Annotated in this window: 14 protein-coding genes; 8 read left to right on the forward strand and 6 right to left on the reverse strand. The window is 35.5% G+C overall.

Features of this window, described 5'->3' with window-relative positions; genetic code table 11:
• Nucleotides 1–107 precede the first annotated feature (107 nt).
• Nucleotides 108–2042, forward strand: coding sequence for an LTA synthase family protein (locus ACHRV3_RS21420; RefSeq protein WP_395436062.1), 1935 nt, complete (start codon nucleotides 108–110; stop codon nucleotides 2040–2042).
• Nucleotides 2043–2121: 79 nt separating this feature from the next.
• Here ACHRV3_RS21420 and meaB read toward each other — a convergent pair whose 3' ends face one another.
• The 3 genes from meaB to ACHRV3_RS21435 form a co-directional block, all read right to left on the reverse strand.
• Nucleotides 2122–3219, reverse strand: coding sequence for a methylmalonyl Co-A mutase-associated GTPase MeaB (gene meaB, locus ACHRV3_RS21425; protein WP_395436063.1), 1098 nt, complete (start codon nucleotides 3217–3219; stop codon nucleotides 2122–2124).
• Between the two features lie 383 nt (nucleotides 3220–3602).
• Nucleotides 3603–4244: an NAD(P)-dependent oxidoreductase gene (locus tag ACHRV3_RS21430; RefSeq protein WP_395436065.1), complete on the reverse strand. Its 642-nt coding sequence runs from the start codon at nucleotides 4242–4244 to the stop codon at nucleotides 3603–3605.
• 56 nt (nucleotides 4245–4300) lie between these two features.
• Nucleotides 4301–4708, reverse strand: a complete 408-nt coding sequence (locus ACHRV3_RS21435; RefSeq protein ID WP_047778503.1) for an Rrf2 family transcriptional regulator — start codon at nucleotides 4706–4708, stop codon at nucleotides 4301–4303.
• Between the two features lie 117 nt (nucleotides 4709–4825).
• Here ACHRV3_RS21435 and ACHRV3_RS21440 point away from each other — a divergent pair, with 117 nt between their 5' ends.
• The 3 genes from ACHRV3_RS21440 to ACHRV3_RS21450 all read left to right on the forward strand — a co-directional run bounded on the left by ACHRV3_RS21440 (nucleotide 4826) and on the right by ACHRV3_RS21450 (nucleotide 7696).
• Nucleotides 4826–5737 carry an AEC family transporter gene (locus ACHRV3_RS21440; protein WP_395436066.1) on the forward strand — a complete coding sequence of 304 codons (912 nt, stop codon included), beginning with the start codon at nucleotides 4826–4828 and terminating at the stop codon, nucleotides 5735–5737.
• Nucleotides 5738–5755: 18 nt separating this feature from the next.
• The gene (locus ACHRV3_RS21445; protein WP_395436067.1) at nucleotides 5756–6970 is read left to right on the forward strand and encodes an MFS transporter; all 1215 of its coding nucleotides are present in this window, start codon (nucleotides 5756–5758) and stop codon (nucleotides 6968–6970) included.
• A gap of 87 nt (nucleotides 6971–7057) precedes the next feature.
• Nucleotides 7058–7696 (forward strand): peroxiredoxin, encoded by a 639-nt coding sequence (locus tag ACHRV3_RS21450; protein WP_047778500.1) that lies wholly within the window; start codon nucleotides 7058–7060, stop codon nucleotides 7694–7696.
• A 175-nt stretch (nucleotides 7697–7871) separates the two neighbouring features.
• Here ACHRV3_RS21450 and ACHRV3_RS21455 read toward each other — a convergent pair whose 3' ends face one another.
• From ACHRV3_RS21455 to ACHRV3_RS21465, 3 genes are all read right to left on the reverse strand, one after another.
• Nucleotides 7872–10106, reverse strand: a complete 2235-nt coding sequence (locus ACHRV3_RS21455; RefSeq protein WP_047778499.1) for a cation:proton antiporter — start codon at nucleotides 10104–10106, stop codon at nucleotides 7872–7874.
• Nucleotides 10107–10326: 220 nt separating this feature from the next.
• Nucleotides 10327–11673: an adenylosuccinate lyase gene (gene purB / locus ACHRV3_RS21460; protein WP_395436068.1), complete on the reverse strand. Its 1347-nt coding sequence runs from the start codon at nucleotides 11671–11673 to the stop codon at nucleotides 10327–10329.
• 454 nt (nucleotides 11674–12127) lie between these two features.
• Nucleotides 12128–12817, reverse strand: a complete 690-nt coding sequence (locus ACHRV3_RS21465) for an SIR2 family NAD-dependent protein deacylase (protein ID WP_395436069.1) — start codon at nucleotides 12815–12817, stop codon at nucleotides 12128–12130.
• A gap of 229 nt (nucleotides 12818–13046) precedes the next feature.
• Between ACHRV3_RS21465 and ACHRV3_RS21470 the strand changes: the two genes are divergently transcribed.
• The 4 genes from ACHRV3_RS21470 to ACHRV3_RS21485 all read left to right on the forward strand — a co-directional run bounded on the left by ACHRV3_RS21470 (nucleotide 13047) and on the right by ACHRV3_RS21485 (nucleotide 15598).
• Nucleotides 13047–13388 carry a type II toxin-antitoxin system HigB family toxin gene (locus tag ACHRV3_RS21470; protein WP_395436070.1) on the forward strand — a complete coding sequence of 114 codons (342 nt, stop codon included), beginning with the start codon at nucleotides 13047–13049 and terminating at the stop codon, nucleotides 13386–13388.
• Nucleotides 13388–13948 carry a helix-turn-helix domain-containing protein gene (locus tag ACHRV3_RS21475; protein ID WP_395436071.1) on the forward strand — a complete coding sequence of 187 codons (561 nt, stop codon included), beginning with the start codon at nucleotides 13388–13390 and terminating at the stop codon, nucleotides 13946–13948. Before ACHRV3_RS21470 ends, ACHRV3_RS21475 begins: the two co-directional genes overlap by 1 nt.
• 103 nt (nucleotides 13949–14051) lie before the next feature.
• On the forward strand, nucleotides 14052–14621 hold the full coding sequence (cysC, locus tag ACHRV3_RS21480) for an adenylyl-sulfate kinase (protein WP_395436072.1): 570 nt from the start codon (nucleotides 14052–14054) through the stop codon (nucleotides 14619–14621).
• A 2-nt stretch (nucleotides 14622–14623) separates the two neighbouring features.
• The gene (locus ACHRV3_RS21485; RefSeq protein WP_395436073.1) at nucleotides 14624–15598 is read left to right on the forward strand and encodes a sulfotransferase family protein; all 975 of its coding nucleotides are present in this window, start codon (nucleotides 14624–14626) and stop codon (nucleotides 15596–15598) included.
• The last annotated feature ends 52 nt before the right edge of the window (nucleotides 15599–15650 follow it).

Consider the following 15650-nt stretch of genomic DNA (forward strand, 5'->3'; position numbering starts at 1 on the left):
ACACACACACACATTGGTAGAGACGCACAGCAGTGCGTCTCTACTGTGCGTCTCTACGGTGTGTCTACCCAAAATCTCCAAAGTTTTTTCACCTTAAATTATCTTTAATGAAAAAAATAAGTTTTTTAAAACCCGTTTTTAATTTTATAGCAATCGGATTGCTAATTAGTACTTTAAGCCGACTATTTTTATTTTTTATCTTTAAAGACAGAGTGGTCGAAACACCAAATTTCTGGTATATTTTCCCAATCGGTCTGCGAATGGATTTAATATTATTGTGTTATTTGTCTTTTCTTCCGGCTGTTTTAATTACATTTTTGCCAGGTAAATGGATAAAATTCACGAATAACTTTTTGGTGATTTATAGTTTTTTGTTCCTGTTTTTAATTCTTTTCGTAGAATTAGCAACGCCTGATTTTGTAAAACAATACGACACACGTCCCAATAAAATTTTTCTGGACTATCTGATCTACCCAAAAGAAGTGGTAGGAATGTTGTTGAAAAGTTATCTGACGTCTATTATCGTTACGTTTTTAATTTTGGGAGTGGTACTTTATTTTGCTTTCAAAAAAGGAAAACGTTTCTTTCACACCACCAATACCGAATATAAATTCAAATTGATGCTTTTTCCATTAGTGGCTTTTTTATTGTTTTTTGGAGCACGTTCCAGTTTGACTTCAAAAAGACCAATTAATGCCAGTAATGCAGTATTTTCTACCGATCAATTAACCAATACTTTGGGGTTGAATTCTTTTTATACGGTTGCTTTTGCGGCCTATTCGATTAAAAACGAGGGGAACACCAAAATGTACGGCAAAATGGAGGAAGCGGAAGCTATTGCGCGTGTTAAAAAATACATGATTGCCGGACCGACAGATTTTACTGATGCTGAAATTCCGTTTCTGCATGTGCAACAACCGGATACTGCTGTAGCAAAACCGTATAACCTCGTTATTTTTCTACAAGAAAGTTTAGGCGCGGAATACGTTGGAATCTTAGGAGGAAAACCCTTGACACCTGAATTTGATAAATTATCAAAAGAGGGATTGTTGTTTACCAATTTGTATTGTACAGGGACTCGTAGTGTTCGCGGAATTGAAGCGGTTGTAACAGGATTTTTGCCATCGCCATCTGAAAGTGTGGTAAAATTAGGAAATTCACAACAAGGCTTTTTTACATTGGCTGATGCCTTAAAACAAAAAGGTTACGATACCAGTTTTATTTATGGTGGAATGGCGAATTTTGATAATATGGCTTCGTTTTTCAACGGAAATGGTTTTCAGGACATTGTAGATCAGGCAGACTTTGAATCGGATGGAAACAAATATGCGTTCAAAGGAACTTGGGGGTATTCAGATGAAGATCTGGTAACAAAAGCAAACAATTATTTTAAAGCTAAAGGCGATAAACCGTTCTTTTCTTTGATGTTTTCGACTTCCAATCACGAGCCTTTTGAATATCCTGCCGGAAGAATAAAACCTTACGATCAAAAACCGGCAACGGTAAATAACGCCATGAAATATGCGGATTTTTCAATTGGAAAATTCTTTGAAATGGCTAAAAAAGAGGCGTATTTTAAAAACACCATTTTTATTGTCATCGCAGATCATAATACAAGAACTTACGGAAAGAATTTAGTACCGATCAATAAATTTCATATTCCAGCTTTGATAATGGGACCTGGAGTTCAGAAAGGAAGTGTTTACAGCAAATTGGCAAGTCAGATCGATATTCCTCCAACTTTGTTAGGGTATTTAGGAATTCCGTTTGAGACACCGATGGTAGGAAGAAATTTAAATAAATTGGATACTAAAGTTCAGGGAAGATCTATTATGCAGTTTAATGATATCAATGCGTTCAGAGTAGAGAACCAGGTTGTAATCATGCAGCCCAATTTAAAACCTCTGCAATTTGAGATCAAAAATGATACAACTTTAGTTCCTGTAAAACTAAACGAAGAACTAGCCAAAGATGCTTTGGCACACGTTATTACAGCAGGAAATTTATATAAGGAGAATAAGTATAAGCTTCGAAAAAAGTAATCTTTTAAGTGGCTGAGGTTCTGAGTGACTAAGATTCTAAGTTTGATTTTCTTAGTAACTCAGAATCTTAGCAACTTCGTTACTTAGTATCTTTTCCAAAATACAACGCTAACAAATTCTGAGCAGCTGCAAAAGGTGATAATTCATCATTTTGCACTGCTTTTTTGTTTTGTTCCAGTTGTGAAATTATTTCCGGTTGGTTGTAGAAGTTCAATCGGAGTTGTTCGTTGATGGTTTCCATCATCCAAAAATGATTCTGATCTTTTCGTTTTTCGTGAAAATAGCCCGTATTGGTTGTCATTTCGAAGTAACTGGAAATGGTCTCCCAGATTTCCGAAATTCCTTCGTGGGTAATGGCACTGCAGGTAGTTACTTTGGGTTGCCAGGTTGATTTTTTTGGTGGAAATAAATGCAAAGCCCGATTAAATTCCAGTTTGGCCTGAGTAGCTTTTTTGATGTTATCACCATCAGCCTTATTGATGACAATAGCATCCGCCATTTCCATAATACCCCGTTTGATGCCCTGAAGTTCGTCACCGGCACCGGAGATTTTTAATAAAAGGAAAAAGTCAACCATGCTGTGGACAGCAGTTTCACTTTGTCCGACACCAACCGTTTCGATTAATATAGTATCAAAGCCAGCAGCTTCACAAAGTATAATCGTTTCCCTTGTTTTTCGGGCCACTCCGCCTAAAGTATCTCCTGATGCGCTGGGTCTTATAAAAGCATTTTCATTTTTTACTAGTTCTTCCATTCGGGTTTTGTCGCCTAGAATACTACCGTGAGAAAGAGAGCTACTGGGATCAACGGCCAAAACCGCTACGTTTTTACCTAAGCCAGTCAGAAAGGTTCCAAAGGTTTCGATGAAAGTACTTTTTCCAACACCGGGAACGCCTGTGATCCCTATTCGGATCGATTTATTGGCATAAGGAAGACAACCTTTGATAACTTCATTTGCTTTTTCGGCATGCTCGGGATTGGTACTTTCAACCAAAGTAATACCCCGACTTAAGGATGTCCTGTTGGTGTTAAGAATCCCACTAATCAATTCTTCGGCAGAAGGTTGTTTTTTTCTGTTTTTCTGAATCTGATGAATGGCAGATATGCTGGTAATTTCAGGAGGTGAAATTCCGGCTTTTTCTTGTAGACTGCTAACTTGTTTTTTTGAACTCGACAAAACATTCTTTTTGGTAGTGTAAAAGTACAGAAAACAAAAACAGTTTCAAAAGGCAAATTGGCTTTTGAAACTGTTGAGGTTGGTTAACACGAATTACACGAATTTTCACGAATTGTTATTTTGCTGTATGGTGAGAACGAAAAACTTGTGAAAATTCATGATTATAAAAAAATAGAAACTTAACGACTCAGAAAACAAAAACAGTTTCAAGAGGCAATTTGGCTTTTGAAACTGTTGAGTTTGGTTGCCACGAATTACACGAATTTTCACGAATCGTTTTTTGCTGTAAGTGAGAAAAAAAATTAGCGGAAATTAGTGTAATTCGTGGCTATAAGAAAAACTCAGAACCTTAGAATCTTAGTTCCTCAGCAACTTAAAAAAAATCAATATGCCGCTGTAAAACGCACTTGATGATGTTTTGGAGTTTCGGCCTCATCAGCGATAACAACTGCTAAATCCTGTACTGATAAGATACTTCTTTGTTCGTCATTAAAAACCGGATTTTCCAGTCCTAAACGATAGTTACCTGTTCTTCCCGTTGTAATGCCTTGGTGCATTTCAAAAGCAGGGCTGAAAAAGGCCCAATCCAACTCTTTTTCTTCTTTGATGAGGTTTAAGTAATCCCTTGCAGCTGTTGCACCTGCATGGTATTCTTTTGGGAAATCTGGAGTGTCCACTGCTTGTAGATTGGGAGCTACAAATAAACTTCCGGCTCCGCCAATAGTAATAAAACGTTTTACTCCCGATTTTTTTACTGCTTCCTGAATGGCTTTTGAACCGGCAATAAAATCATCGTAAATGTTTGGGTTCGTCCAACCAGAGTTGTACGCGCTGATTACAAGGTCATTTCCTTTTAAAGCATCAGCCAATGTAGCCGTGTTAAAAATATCCGCAGCTACCCAATTTACATTTGGAGTTTCTTTTGGAGTTCTTGCGATGGCTGTAATTTCATGATTTCGTGAAGCCAGTTCGTTTAAAATAGCGGAGCCAACAAATCCGGTAGCTCCAATGATTGCAATTTTCATAATATATCTGTTTTATTAGTAATAAAAAATGTTACAGTTTTGTGTAAAAAAAAGTTTTAGAACTGATTTGAAAAATCTTCTAAGGTGATACCACTCAGTTGCAGACTAACTTTTTCATTCATTTCAGCATATAATTCGGCTAAATTTTGGTTGATTTTTTTTCCAACCGGACAATCAGGATTGGGCTGATTTTTCGCATAACCTAAATTGATTGTGTCAAGCGTCATTTCAAATACTTCTTTCAAAGTAATATTCGAAGCCGCTTTAGACAATTTTGTACCGCCGTTTTTGCCTTCTTTACTTTCTACAATATGATGCGCTTTTAGATTCGCAATTTCCTTTCTAACCAAAACCGGATTAAGGTTAATGCTTCCTGCAATAAATTCGGAAGACAAATAATCATTTGGGAATTTAGTGAGTAAAGTTAAAATGTGAATCGTTATGGCAAACTTACCTGAAATCATACTGTAATAAAATATATTACAAATGTATGCGGTTTTATTCAATAAAAAAAAGTTTTAACTGAAAATTAATAGTATTCAATGTTTTATAAAACCTTATTTTTGCAATCATTCTGCACTATGAACAATTTTATTCTAATATTCTTCTTTTTGACTTTGGGTTTGCTTTTACAAAGAGTAAAGCAGTTTCCGACTTCTGTTTATAAGCTTTTGAATAAAATAGTCATCTACGTTTGTCTGCCGGCCATTACTTTGTATCACATACCGAAAATAAAATGGAATGTTGATTTACTGTTTCCGATAGGATCAGGATGGATTAGTTTTATACTTGCCTTTGTGTTTTTTCATTTTCTGGGAAAAAAGTTAGGCTGGTCTAATAAATTGATCGGCTGTTTGATTCTGACAGCAGGATTGAGTAACAGTTCCTTTCTAGGCTATCCGATTATTGAGGCTTTATTTGGAAAAAAAGGTTTGGAAACCGCCGTTCTTGTTGATCAGCCAGGAACTTTTGTGGTGGTTTCGACTTTAGGGATTTTTGTGGCTGCTTTTTATTCAAAAGGAAGTCCTGATGCATTAGGGATTTTAAAGAAGGTTGTTCTTTTTCCTCCATTTATCACGTTTGTTGTCGCCTGTCTGCTGAATGTTTTTCAAGTGGAGTTTGACGAAAGTCTGCAAGCCATTTTATTAAAAATTGGAAGTTTTGTAACCCCTTTAGCCTTGCTTTCTGTAGGGTTGCAACTTACGTTTGACCGAAGAAGCCGACATTGGAAATTCTTGCAATTAGGGCTTTTTTACAAACTTATTCTGGCTCCTTTTATCATTCTGGTTTTGTATGTTTTTATTTTAAAACAACATTCAGAAGCGATCAAAATTACCCTTATGGAAATGGCAATGGCACCCATGATAACCGGTGCAATTTTGGCCTCGACTTACGGATTAAAACCAAAGCTCAGCAGCATGATGATTGGTTTCGGCATACCGGCTTCCTTCATCACCCTTACCATCTGGTATTTTATAGTTAGTTATATATAATTTTTTTGTTACCATAATATGAATTCATCTACTCAGACTGCTACAATTGATAGCAGTGCTTTAGCTCAAAAAACCGTTTATTCGGTATTATTCTCCATTGCATTTGCCCATTTGCTGAATGATTTAATGCAATCTGTAATTCCGTCTACTTACCCGATTTTAAAAGAAAACTTCAATCTGACTTTTACACAGATCGGATTAATTACGTTTGTTTTTCAGTTAACCGCTTCTTTGTTACAGCCTTTTGTTGGATTTTATACCGATAAAAAGCCAAAACCATACTCACTAGTGGCTGCAATGCTTTTTACTATTCTTGGATTAGGCTTATTGTCTATCTCAACGTCCTTTTGGATGATCTTGACTTCGGTGGCCTTGGTAGGAGTTGGTTCTTCTATTTTCCATCCCGAAGCTTCTCGTGTTGCTTTTTTAGGATCAGGAGGGAAGCGTGGTCTGGCGCAATCAATTTTTCAGTTGGGAGGAAATGCCGGTAGTGCCATCGGACCTTTGTTGGTTGCCTTGGTAGTTGCTCCTTATGGACAATCGTATGTGATTTGGTTTGTAATAGCAGGAGTTTTAGGAATCATGATTCTGTCTAGAATTGCACTTTGGTATGAAAATCATATGAGTTTGAGAGCTGCAAAAAAGACAGGTTTAGAGGAAACAGTTCCATTATCCAATAGAAAAATCACTATTTCGATTATTGTTTTATTGTTGTTAATATTCTCTAAGTTCTTTTACATGGCAAGTATGTCCAGTTATTTTACTTTTTATTTAATGAGTAAATTTTCTTTAGACATTCAGGAATCGCAGTACTATCTGTTTATTTTCTTAGCTTCTGTTGCGGCAGGAACTTTAATAGGTGGTCCATTAGGGGATCATTTTGGAAGAAAATATATTATTTGGTTTTCTATTTTAGGAGCGGCGCCATTTACCTTGCTTTTGCCTTATGCTAATTTGTTCTGGACAGGAGTTTTGGCCGTTATTATCGGAATTGTTATCGCTTCTGCATTTTCGGCAATCTTAGTTTATGCTCAGGAATTGAAACCCGGAAAAGTCGGAATGATTTCTGGTTTGTTCTTTGGTTTTGCTTTTGGAATGGGCGGTTTAGGATCGGCTATTTTGGGTTATATTGCAGATAAAACGAGTATCGAATATGTCTATACAATAAGTTCGTATTTGCCTTTAATTGGAGTTTTGGCTTACTTTTTACCGAACATTCAAACGAAAAAGTAGGGGCTTTTTTTAACTATTTTTGTGAAAATCAATGTTTTCTTTGTTCTTTTTTTGAGTAATTTTAGAGGAACTAAAAAAAGTACAATTATGTCAACATTACGATTAGGCGATATAGCTCCCGATTTTCAGGCTGAAACAACCGAAGGACCAATTCATTTTCATGAATGGCTCGGAGATTCCTGGGGTGTTTTATTTTCGCATCCATCCGATTTTACTCCGGTTTGTACAACTGAACTAGGAACAGTTGCCAATTATCTTCCGGAATTTACAAAAAGAAATACAAAAGTTATCGCTTTGAGTGTAGATGGTTTAGAATCTCATTTGGAGTGGATAAAAGATATCAACGAGACTCAGAATACAACGGTTAATTTTCCTATTATTGCGGACGAAGATAAAAAAATAGCAACGTTATATGATATGCTTCATCCAAACGCCAGTGATAAATTTACAGTGCGTTCGGTATTTGTAATTGGTGCTGATAAAAAAATAAAATTGACGTTGACTTATCCTGCATCAACAGGAAGAAATTTTGACGAATTGTTACGTGTTATTGATAGCTTGCAATTAACAGCAAATTATAGTGTAGCAACTCCGGCAAACTGGAAAGATGGAGAAGATGTGGTTATTACTCCGGCAGTTCCGGACAGCGATATCCCTGCAAAGTTTCCAAAAGGACACACACCTATAAAGCCTTATTTGCGTATGACTCCGCAACCGAATAAATAAAATTGCTGAGGTTCTGAGGTACTAAGTTTCTAAGATAGGAGTTTTTTTGCCGGGTGAATTTAACTAGTAATTTATTAAGCCCTTAAGTCCCTAAAATAAAGTTTTAGAGATTTAAGGGCTTTCTTTTTTTAAAAGTAGTACACTTAGCCACTTAGAACCTTAGTAACTCAGAGCCTTAGGATTTCAATAAATCCGACATTCTTTTTTTGTCTCCAACCACCCAAAGAATATCATTTTTTTCTAAGATTAATTGGGATTCAGGATTTAGGATTCTGTTTCCGTTTCGTTCTATACCAACTACCAGACCGTTGGTTTTTACTCGGAATTGTCCAATGCTTTTTTGTATAAATTCGTCTTGTGAAACTTCCAGTTGGCGCAATACAATATCTGTTTCTTCTGCTTTTTTAGGAGCTTCTACCTCATTTTGATTAAGATATTGGGCAAACTCAGTAACCTGAGCATCGGTACCGATGACACAAATTTCATCACTTGGGAATAAACGTTCATTTTTGGTTGGAATTGGAATGGTTACATCGCCACGTTTTATATACGCAATGTTGATTCCTAATTGCTCCCGAATCCTTAATTCTTCGAGTGTTTTACCCACTAAATTGGATTCTTTTCCAATGTCAAAAAACGACATGTGTCCGTCCCAAGGCATTAAGTTGGCATATCTTCTGTCGATTTTTTTGTTTTCGCGATCGTTTAAATTCTTCAAAAAGTGATTTTCGATTTTATGATATTGTTCGTTTAACTTTTTAGGGAATATCTGATACGCTCCAATAGCGATAATCAAGGCGATAAAAGCGATTAGGGGCGAAAAGAAAATATTCAACAGAAATCCGACAAAGAATAAACCAAGACTCATTCTGATTAAAATCAACATCAAAAGAGCCCCTCTGTATTTGCGCTCTGCCCATAACTCTTCGACTTCTTCTACTGCCACACGTCGCAAAGAAAGGGCCCATAAAAACGGAGCAATTACGACCAAAGTGATAAGGGCAGCTAAAGTGTTTCCAAATCGCGTATCGGCTACAAGTGGCGCTATAAATTTTGACGACGATAGAATTACAGCAACAATGATAATCGTATGCAGTATAATTTGAATAATATAGGCATGAAGTACTTTTTGCCAAGTGCTGACCGATTTTATAGCTTGTGCGTTGACACTATAACGGTTGATGTTTTTGACCCATTTTTTTGGAAGTTTACGTTCTAAAAGTTCCGAAAAAGGAACTGCGTATTTTACCATAAACGGAGTCGTAAAAGTAGTAACAGCAGAAACGGCTACCACGATTGGATATAAAAAGGAACTTGTAACATTTAGCGTCATCCCGAGAGTGGCAATAATAAAGGAGAACTCCCCAATTTGTGATAAACTCATTCCGGTTTGTACGGACTGTTTTAAGGGCTGACCGGCCAATAAAGCACCAATAGTAGAACTTACTGATTGCCCTACGATTGTTAAAATCGTTAAAATCGCTACGGGAACAGCATGTTCGTAAAGCATTTTAGGATCGATTAACATTCCGACCGATACAAAAAAGATCGCCCCAAAGAGATCTTTTACGGGTTTTATTAAATGTTCGATATGCTCAGCCTGTGTAGTTTCGGCAATAATTGAACCCATTATAAAGGCACCTAATGCCGGAGAGAAACCTACATTTGCTGCAAAACTCACCATCATCAAACATAAAGCAAGGGAGATAATAAGTAACATTTCGTCTGTCAGTAAATGTTTGGCTTTTTTTAGAAGTGTCGGAATAAAAAAGATACCACCAACAAACCAGGCGGTCAGAAAGAAAACTAATTTTAGAACAGACATCATCAATTCGCTACCTGAAAATTGCTGACTTACTGCAATTGTTGAAAGTAAAACCATCATTAAAATAGCAACGAGATCCTGTACAATCAGGGAACCAATAACGATTCCGGCAAATTTTTGCGCTTTTACACCCAGTTCATCAAAAGTTTTCAGGATAATGGTCGTTGACGAAATCGATAAAATCACTCCGAGAAAAATACTGTCCATCTGGGACCAGCCCATCCATTGCCCGACCAGATACCCCATGATGACCATAGTGATAATCTGGGTAATAGCCGTAATCGATGCGGTACCGCCGACTTTCATTAATTTCTTGAAACTAAATTCGAGTCCGAGACTAAAAAGGAGAATAATTACACCAATCTCAGCCCAGACCTCAACACTTTTCATCTCTGTAATCGAAGGGAAAAAATCAAAATGATTTCCTGCCAAAAAACCTGCAATTAAATAGCCCAGAACAAGGGGCTGTTTCATTTTTTTAAAAAGGAGCACAGCAATTCCGGCGGTGATCAGGATTAATCCCAAGTCGCTGATTAAAGGTTGTAAGTGGTGTGTAGTTGCTGCGGCGGCGTTTATGGCAATCATATAGGGAATGTTTTTTCAGGAGTTTAATCCAGTTTTCCATTTCAAACTTTTGTGAAAAAAATGTAGTTTTTTGCACAAAGCTTTTTATTTTAAATGAAAATCACTCAACTTTTATAAAATAAAAATTAAGTGAAATAATCTGGGCTAACTTCCAATCGGATTAAATAAAAAAAGCTACCGTTAAAGATAGCTTTTTTTGGTAAAATATTTTAGGTTTTCTTTAAATTCCTGTGTAATTAGCAGGCGTTATTTGCATTAATTCAGCTCTAACAGCATCAGAAACTTCTAAAGTGGCAATAAAATTATGAATAGCCTTTTTATCAATTGCTTCGTTGGTTCTTGTTAAACCTTTTAACGCTTCGTAAGGATTTGGATAAGCTTCACGACGTAAAATCGTTTGGATTGCCTCAGCCACAACTGCCCAGTTTTTTTCTAGATCTTCAGCAAATTTTGCCTCGTTTAAAAGTAATTTGTTTAAACCTTTCAAAGAAGCTTCAAAAGCAATAATGGTGTGTCCAATTGGAACTCCGATATTACGTAAAACAGTACTGTCTGTTAAGTCACGTTGAAGTCTTGAAACAGGCAATTTAGCAGCTAAATGTTCAAAAATAGCATTTGCCATTCCTAAGTTTCCTTCCGAATTTTCAAAATCAATCGGATTTACTTTATGTGGCATAGCGGATGAACCAATTTCACCTGCTTTGATTTTTTGTTTGAAATAATCCATCGAAACATACGTCCAGATATCACGGTCTAAATCGATTACGATAGTGTTGATTCTTTTTAAAGCATCAAAAAAGGCTGCAAAGTGATCGTAATGTTCAATTTGAGTTGTTGGAAAAGAATGGTGTAAGCCGAGACCTGTTTCAACAAATTTATTTCCAAACTGTTTCCAGTCGATTTGTGGATAAGCTACGTGGTGGGCATTGTAATTTCCGGTTGCTCCGCCAAATTTAGCAGCAAAAGGAATATTAAACAACAAACGCATTTGCTCTTCTAAACGCTCTACGAAAACCAGGATTTCTTTTCCTAAACGGGTAGGAGAAGCCGGTTGTCCGTGCGTACGCGCCAACATCGGGATGTTTGCCCATTCAACACTTAATTCTTTTAATTTAGAAATTAAAGTGATCAAGGAAGGCATATAAACCTGCTCAAAAGCGTCTTTTGTAGAAAGCGGAATAGCAGTATTGTTAATGTCCTGTGATGTTAATCCGAAGTGAATAAACTCTTTGTATTGCGATAAACCTAACTTTTCGAAAGCATCTTTAATAAAATACTCTACTGCTTTTACATCGTGATTGGTTACTTTTTCTGTTTCTTTGATCCAAAGAGCATCTTCGGTAGAAAAGTTTTTGTAAATGTCACGTAAGCTGTCAAATAAATTAGAATTTACGTCTTTTAGTTGTGGCAAAGGCACTTCGCACAAGGCGATAAAGTACTCAACTTCAACTAATACGCGATATTTGATTAAAGCTTCTTCTGAGAAAAAAGGCGCTAATGAAAGGGTTTTATTTCTATATCTTCCATCAATTGGTGATATAGCATTCAATTCGTTTAAAGTAGTCATTGTTATGTTGTTTGTTCGAAAGGAGCAAATATAAACAGAATTTGGGGATAAAAAGTAATCAAAAGGGGCAATTGTGGGATCAAATCTAAAAGTTGTCGTGTCTTTATTTCGTGTTTTTTGATTATTAGGATCTTTTTGCCACGAATTACACAAATTGCACGAATTATTTTTTTGCCACAGATTAAAAGATTCGCACGGATTATCTAATTCTTTAATTCTATCGAACCCTTTTATGCTCTTGGTAAACAGATAGTTTTTATAACGTGTTTTTTGACCATCTTGCTCTTTTTGCCACGAATTTCACAAATTGGCACGAATTAATTTGTGTAATTTGTGCAATTCGTGTCTGTTTTTTTTGCGTCACAAATTATTAATCATTTTAATCCTTTAATCTGTGGCAAAATAAAAAGATAGCCATAGATTTTAAAGATTAAAACGGATTTCTTTTTTCTCTTTAAATTGAGTTTAATCGCTCTCTTAAAATCAGCATCCCTTCTGAAGCAATTTTGGCAATCGTTTCTACTTTATTACTAATATTAGGAATTGCAATTGGTTTTGGATCAATGTAAAAGACCGGCGTTGTGCTGTTGGTGTACGAAATTAGTCCGGCAGCTGGATATACCTGTAATGAAGTTCCAATTACAACAAGATAATCTGCTTTCTCCACTATGTCAATAGCTTCTTCAAGGGCAGGAACTTCCTCGCCAAACCAAACAATATGGGGGCGGAGTTGATGTCCGTTTTCATCAAAGTCACCGGTATATAAATCTTCTGTCCAGTCTAGAATCCGGTTTTTATTTTGAGTGCTTCTTACTTTTAACAATTCGCCATGCAAATGCAGGACTTTTGTACTTCCGGCACGTTCATGTAAATCGTCAACATTTTGGGTAATAATATGTACCTCAAAATCCTGCTCTAGTTCGGCTAAAATCTCATGGCCTAAATTGGGTTTTACTTCTTTGAGTTGTCGGCGTCTTTTGTTGTAAAAATCCAGTACCAGTTCCTGATTTTTATACCAGCCTTCCGGTGTGGCCACTTCCATAACATCATGTCCTTCCCATAAACCATCGCTGTCGCGAAAAGTTTTTATTCCGCTTTCGGCACTGATTCCTGCACCGGTTAAAACGACTAGTTTCTTTTTCATTTTGATTTTTTGAATTTCAAATATAAGGAAAATGCTGTATTAGATGTTTTTATTTGTGAGGTCATTTCTTTAGAAAAGCATTTAAAAGTAAGTAAAATCTTATATATTTGTATTGTGTATTGCTGTAATATATGGCAACTTTGTTTGTTTTTTTAAGTCAAATTATAAAAAGAGATGTTAAAGTTCGGTTTTTATCAGAACTTTTCATTTACTTTGTAAAATCATTGCAATGAGAATTATAGGAAAAAAGATAATCTTAAAGATTAAAATTAAAAATATAGGAAATAAAAAGTTATGCAGTGCGATTGATAAACTCATTACTGATCTGGAAAACTTTGATTCTAAAACTGGGAAGTTCAGGGAAGTTTGGACTGATGCAGATTGTGTTCATAAGGATGGATTTTACTTTTTCAATATTCACTTTCATAGAACATTAATTTTAGTTGAGTTAGATGATGAGGGAGAAGCTACAATTGCATGGGCAGGAACGCATCAGGAGTATGAAGCTGTTTTTAAAAATAACAAATCAACTATAGAAAAGTGGTTGAGAAAAAAAGGATATATAACATAATGAAAGCAAATTTTGACATTGAAAGTATAATTGATAGTGGGTTCATTTCAAATGAACTTGACTATGAAAGAGCGCTTATTGCTGATAGAAAATTAAGACTTTTGGCAAAAGAGAGTAGTCACTTTAAAAATCTGAGATCAAAACTTCGAGATTTAATTGTGAAATATGAAAGTTCGGAATGGAGTGATGTTAATTTAATTGATGAGAATAAACTTTTAGAAGTTGAAAAGTTTGAGCAAATAGCAGAACTGGAAAGAGTTTTTATCGAAAACCGAAAACAATCTATTCGAAAAAAATTGAAAGAACTTGATTTGACTCAAGAAAATCTGGCTACGCTCCTAGGTCATAAAAGTAAGACTCATATGTCTGAGCTCGTTAATGGAATTAAGCCTTTTACCTTAAAAGATTTGGTAATTATTAATAGAATACTAAAAATTGATGTGAGCTTATTAATTCCGCTGTTTCTTTCTAATGAAGAGCAACTAAGAGTGAAGGAGGCAGTCAAAAAGTTAGATAAACCAAAAGTGAAATTAAACGTAGAGGATTTACTTTTATCTTAAAATGATTATTCTTCTTTTCGTTTTCTTTTTTTAGTATTTTTACTATAAATAATTGACAAGCTACTGATCTATATAGCTTTGTTTTTTTTATGTAAAAGCTAAAATGATACTAATACAATTTACAGGTTTGTCAGGTTCCGGGAAAACTACATTAGCAAAGAATGTTTCGTATTTGCTGGCCAAACAAGGGCACAAAGTAGAAATAATAGATGGCGATGTTTACAGACAAACACTTTGCAAAGACCTGGGATTCTCTAAAGAAGACCGTTGTGAAAACGTCAGACGCTTATTTAAGGTAGGTCAGGATTTTGTGCAGTCAAAAGTAATTGTTTTAATGTCGGTCATCAATCCTTATGAAGAGTTAAGAAACGAAATCGGTCAATTTTCTTTTGTAAGAACCATATTTCTGGACTGTTCAATAGATAACCTCATAAAAAGAGATCCGAAAGGATTATACAAAAAAGCACTGCTGCCGGATACTGACAGCAACAAGATCAATAATTTTACAGGAATCAGTGCTGTTTACGAAGTCCCCGTAAAAGCTGACTTAATAATAAAAACAGATTCTGAATCTGAAACTGTTTCAACCAATAAACTTTATACTTTTATAGTAGATAACCTAACGGATTCTGTTCAGGAGCAATACCATCTTATAAATAAAATAAATCTTTAAACATGGAAAATAGCGATCATCCCCTTTTACATTGGATTCCGAATAAGTTAATTGAAAAAGAGGACGAGGTCTATTTTGAGTGGATCTATTTGGGAGATAAAAGATATTTAGATCCCTTTTTTGAAGAAACACTGATGAAATGCGTGGGATATTCTAATAATTCAACAAGATTTAAACTGGTAAGCACAGTTGAAAATCTTATTGATTGGTCGGAACAGTTAGTCTCTACTGATTTAAAAGCATTTGTTTTTCATGTATCGCGCTGTGGTTCTACAATGCTGGCGCAGTCTTTGGCGGTTTCTCCGCAAAATATTGTAATTGCAGAAGCTCCGATTATTGATGCCATTATAAGAAGTGACCTTTTTGATTTGGATAAAAAAAAGATTCTTATCAAGGCGGTAATTGCCTTGTTGGGACAAAAAAGATTCCCGGAAGAAAAGAATCTGATTGTGAAATTAGATTCCTGGCACATTTTTGAAGCAAATCAATTAAGAGCCATTTTTCCTGAATTGCCTTTTATTCTGCTGTATAGAAATCCAACGGAAGTACTAAAATCTCATTCAAAACTAAAAGGAATGCACATGGTTCCCAATTTGCTTCCGTCTAAAGTTTTTGGAATTAATGATCAACATATGGAAGAACTTACTTTTCAGCAATATGGTGCCGTGGTTCTGGAAAAATATTTTGAGGCGTATTCTGATTTTTATGAAAAGGATCAAAATGTTGCAGTGTATAATTACAAAGAAGGAATGAGGGAAATTCTGGAAAAAGTAATGGATATTATAGATGTGGATTATTATATCGAAGAGGTTGACCAAATGTATGAACGTCTAAAAAAACATTCTAAAAATGAAACAAACGTTTTTAACGGAGATTCTTTTTTAGGTGAAAATTTAGCAATTGACATGGTTAAGGTGAATCATTTATATGAAAAACTACAAGAGAAATTGACAGCACAACTGGCCGGAAGGAATTAACGGCTCCTTGTTACTAATTCTTTTTTAGTATTTTTGCGGCAAATACAACCAA

Origin of the sequence: Flavobacterium sp. FlaQc-49, from assembly GCF_044005985.1 — a bacterium.
GTDB lineage: Bacteria > Bacteroidota > Bacteroidia > Flavobacteriales > Flavobacteriaceae > Flavobacterium > Flavobacterium cupriresistens.